The sequence below is a fragment of the Streptomyces sp. NPDC014623 genome, from assembly GCF_043088245.1.
Lineage (GTDB): Bacteria > Actinomycetota > Actinomycetes > Streptomycetales > Streptomycetaceae > Streptomyces.
The window spans coordinates 42594-47326 of record NZ_JBIBZU010000019.1; the positions used below are offsets into that span (position 1 = coordinate 42594).

2 protein-coding genes and 2 pseudogenes are annotated in these 4733 nt (G+C 70.6%); all 4 read left to right on the forward strand.

The genetic code is table 11. The features are described from left to right. Window positions 1-1539, forward strand: a pseudogene (locus ACF1FZ_RS26945) (hypothetical protein); the annotation flags it as partial. 186 nt (window positions 1540-1725) lie between these two features. Next, complete coding sequence (locus tag ACF1FZ_RS26950; protein WP_391775977.1) at window positions 1726-2178, forward strand: YbaB/EbfC family nucleoid-associated protein; 453 nt, start codon at window positions 1726-1728, stop codon at window positions 2176-2178. Window positions 2179-2180: 2 nt separating this feature from the next. Then, window positions 2181-2552 carry a hypothetical protein gene (locus ACF1FZ_RS26955; RefSeq protein WP_391775978.1) on the forward strand — a complete coding sequence of 124 codons (372 nt, stop codon included), beginning with the start codon at window positions 2181-2183 and terminating at the stop codon, window positions 2550-2552. Between the two features lie 81 nt (window positions 2553-2633). Continuing rightward, window positions 2634-4733, forward strand: a pseudogene (locus ACF1FZ_RS26960) (hypothetical protein); the annotation flags it as partial.

Below are 4733 nucleotides of genomic sequence, written 5' to 3' on the forward strand. Positions count from 1 at the left end.
CAGGCGACGTCCACGGCCCCGGACGGTACGACCACCACCCAGAACCTCGGCAGTCTCGGGAACCTGAACGGCCCGAACGGCCTCGGGGACCTGGGCGACATCGCCGGCATCAACTCCGACCTGCCCACCACCTCGGTCGAGGACCTGGGCGGCCTGGGGGATCTCAACGGTGGCGGGTCCGCCTTGGAGACTCCGACCGGGGGCAGTACGCAGCTCGGTGACGGTGCTCTGACGACCGGCTTCCCGGACGGCAGCAGTACGCAGTTCGATCCGGACAGCGGTCTGCTGACCACGACGCATCCGGACGGCAGTGTCACCACGCAGGATCTGGGTGACGGTACCCGGGTGACCAACCCTGACGGGTCGGTCACTTCGCTCGGTGACGACGGGAAGCTGACGACCACGTTCCCCGACGGCACCACCCAGACCGTGGATCCGGCGACCGGTCAGGCGACGTCCACGGCCCCGGACGGTACGACCACCACCCAGAACCTCGGCAGTCTCGGGAACCTGAACGGCCCGAACGGCCTCGGGGACCTGGGGGACATCGGCACCGTGAACGGCCTGGAGACCCCGACCGGCGGGCACACCGCGCTCATGAACGGCGATTTCGCCACCACGTTCGCGGACGGCAGCAAGGGCGTGTTCGATCCCGGCAGCGGGATGTTCACCAGCACCGGCCCGGACGGCTCCACCGTGCAGACCGACCTCACCCACGGCGCGAAGGTGACCAACCCGGACGGCTCCACCACCTTCCTGGACAACGGCCGCCTGAACACCACCTTCCCGGACGGCACCGAACAGATCATCGACCCGGACACCGGTGTCGCCACTGTCACCGACCCGCAGGGCAGGACGGAAACCGTGGACCTGAAGGACCTGAACACGTCGCTCGGCACCGTGGACAGTTCGGGCGTACTCGACGACCTGGGCAGCTTCGGAGACCTCGGCGGCCTCAGTGGGACCGGTGGTTCCGACGGGGCCGGCGGCGGCACCACCAGCCGTGACGTGCCATTCTCCGAGCTCGGCATCGGCGGTGGACAGGTGAGCGGCGGGGCCTCCGGCGGTGGCCTCTCGGAGGCGGGATCCGTCTCCCTGGGCAGTACGGGCACGGCCGGGGTCGCCCCCCTCTCCGACAGCGCCGCCGGCGCCGGCGCCCCGCTCGCCTCCGCCGCAGCCGGGGGCACTCCCGGCGCCCCGGGCATGCCCGGCAGCCCCGGCATGCCGATGGGCGGCGGCATGGGCGGCATGGGCGGTGGAGGCGAGAAGGGCAACGGCGAGCGGGTGCGTGCCGTCCTGGTCGACGCGGCCGAGGAGAGCGAGCGCCGCAACCGCCGCCGGCGCAGCCCGTGGAACCGGCAGGAGGACAGCGACACCTTCCTGACCCCGGCCTCCCGGGTCACGACCACCGGCGGCGCCTCCCCGGAGGAGGAGACGGAGCCGGGGCACAGGCCCACCACGTCCGCCGACTACCTGGAGGAGGATGCGGACGTGTGGGGCACCGAGGAGGGCGGCACCCCCTCCGTGATCGGCCGGTGACCCCCCAGGCCCGGTGCACCGCCGCGCGGACACGCGCCTTGACCGACCCCGGTTTTCGCGACCGGGCTTCCACCAGGCAAGATCACTGGAGCAGTTGACGGACCGGAGGCCGAGAACCGGGCGCACCATCCGTGCGTACGGGCCTCCGGACGCACGAAGAGACCGAGGGAGAGGGAGGGAGCGAGCATGACGGAACCGCTGGAGAAGCGCCTGGAGAAGGCCATGGCCGAACTGCAGGCGGCGCAGGAGGCGGTCGCGCGCACCGAGCGCGAGCTGCGGACGGCGTCGTTCGCAGCGCTCTCCTCCGACCGTGCGGTCCGCGCCACCGCAGGTCCGCAGGGTGAGTTGAGCGGCATCGAGTTCCTGGAGAACAAGTACCGCGACATGTCCCCGCAGGAGCTTGCCGCCAGCGTTCTGGAGGCGGCGAACGCGGCACGCGTGAAGATGAACCGGCATGTGATGAAGGCGATGGCGCCCTTCGCCGAACCCAGCAGCAACGTACCGGAGCTGAAGGGCTTCGAGCTGGACTGGGAACGCATCTTCGGACCCGAGGTGCTGCGAGAGGACGACGAGTCGTCACGCGGCGGTCCGGCCACCCCCGCCTGGCGGGACGCGCTCGGCGCCGAAGGAGAGGACTGACGATGGGACAGCGGTACTACGTAGATCCGCACCGCATCGAGGCCCTCGCGCGGCAGCTGGAGGAGATCGGCACCCTGACCAGGAGTATGACCGAGGAGTTCCTCGACGAGCTGGCGCCCACGGTGACGTGGCCTGGCACGGAGGGCGAGTTCGCGGAGAAGGCCAAGCCGCAGGAGCAGAAGGAGCGGCAGACCACCAAGGACACCATGATGTCCATCCGGGACGCGCTGGTGGGGATCACCGACGCCACGGTCAGCCAGGTCCGGATGATGAAGGACACCCGCGACCGCAACATCGAGGACGTCGAGCAGGGCACCAGCCGCATCGACACCGATGGCTTCGGCACCGGCCCGGGCGGGCATGGCCGCCGCTGACCTCCACGCCGCACGCCGCTCCCGCACCACGCCGGGAGCGGCTGCTCCGTCCTGCCCGCGCGGGTTCCGGGGCGGCCCCCGGTGAGCATCCAGGTATCGCCCGAGGTCAACGCCATGATCTTCATCCTCACGGGGGAGAGGCTCATGGACGCCGACGAGGACCTCGCCTTCGACAGCCGCCGGCCTTACTCCGGCCTGGGCCGCAAGCTGGAGCGACTGTCCTCGCTGATCGACAAGTCGATCCACGACATCGGCGAGTCCATGCCCGACGACCTCGCCAAGTCCTACGGCAAGGCGATGGGCATGCTCATCGACGACGACGGCAAGAACTACCTGCGCGACTTCGCCGAACAGCTCGACAAGATCGCCGAAGGCCGGCACAAGACCTCCATGGACATCATGGAGTCCAAATGGCAGGTCGTCGCCGAGATCATCCGGCTGCTCATCGAGATAGCGATCTATCTGTCGTTGTCCATCATCACCGGAGGCGCCTCGGCCAGTCAGATCATGCTGGCCAAGATGCGCAGCCGGTTCTTCATCCTCACCACGCTCAGCCACCTGCTCCAGCGGCTGCACCTCGCGCCCACGCTGACCGAGGCGTTCGCCGAGGCGTTCACCACCTTCGCGGTGCGGCTGGCGATGATGAACTTCGCGCCGGACGGCCGCCGCCCCGACGGCATCGACTGGAGCGACATCGGCAAGGCCGCAGCGTTCGGCGCCGCAGCGGGCTTGTTCACCAGCGTCTTCGACGACTTCGCGAGGAGCATCGTCAGGAGCTACGACAACAACTTCCTCAAGAACAGCCCTGACCTCGACTTCAAGAACAACCCCAACCTGAAGAACAACCCGGACCTCGACCTCACGAACAACGGACCGAACCCCAAGCCGAACCCCGGCCCCACTCCGAACCCCGACCGCGACGGCCGCCCGGAGCCCACCCCGTACGGGAACGGCCCCGACCTCTCCGGCAACGTGCCGGTCACCTTCCGGAACGACCCGCTCTCCTTCCGGAACAACACCGAGCTGTGGCGGAACAACCAGCTCCTGCGCAACAACGCCGACCGGCCCGGCGCACTGGCCGGGCACTACGGACTGAAGGGGACCACCGACTTCCTCGCCGCCGGCTCCGGCGAGGCGCTGGCGGAGATCCTGATCAAGGGCGCCTTCGAAGGCGACTGGTCCACCAGCTGGTCCACCTTCGTCGGTGCGGGCATCAGCAGCCAGGTCGAGGCCACGCTCAGCGACACCGCTGTGAACAGTGCCGCCGAACTGCGCCACATCATCGACAAGCTGCGTCACCAGCCGCCCACCGTGTCCAGCGGCGACAGCGACTCCGACAGTTCTTCGCGCTCCGGTCACGGCTCCGACCGCGCCGACGGTCCCTCCCACACGGACACCACGGGCGGTGACGGCGCCGCGCTCACCCCGGCCCCGCCGGTCGCCTCGCAGGCCACCGGGCAGGCGGACGTCACCGGCAGCCAGCCGCCCCCGCCCTACTCCTCCGGGAACTCGCCCCTTCTCTCCGAGAACCCACCCGCTTTCTCCGAGAACCCGCCGCCGTACACATCCCCGAGCCCGCCGCCGTACTCGCCGGGCACGCTGCCCGTGACCGCCGCCGAGAACGAGCTGTGGCAACAGGTCCACCAGGGCCCCGCCGAGGTCCGTGAGCAGGCGCTGCGTGACCTCGCCGCCCTGCGGGGGGCCCAGCCGCCCGGCAGCGCCGAGATAGGTCTCCGTGACGGCCTGCACGGCAACTTGTCGCAGCTGCCCGAGGTCCGGGTGGTGCCCGCAGGAAGCGACCCCGCCACCCAGGTGGACACCGACGACGTCCGCCGGGCGCTCGGCGGCTTGGGCACCCAGGTCACGGTGGACGCCCCGATCACGGTGGGAGCCGCCCCCGGCGTGGGGGGCAGTACGGCCACGGCGGATCCCGCGACCACCGCCGGCGGCCCGACCGCAGTGAGCGCGCCGGGCACCTCCGGCAACAGCCCCGCCACAGCCACGGGCGACCCCTCCGTACGTTCCACGGGCAACAGCACCGACCCGGTGGCGGACGACGGCCCGGGCGCCCGTCCGGACGACGCGACCGGCCGGCAGAGTGGCGAGAGCGGGGCACCCTCGGAGAGCGCGGCCGTTGACACGCCGGCGAACCCGGCTGTATCGGCTCCGGAGAACGACGTC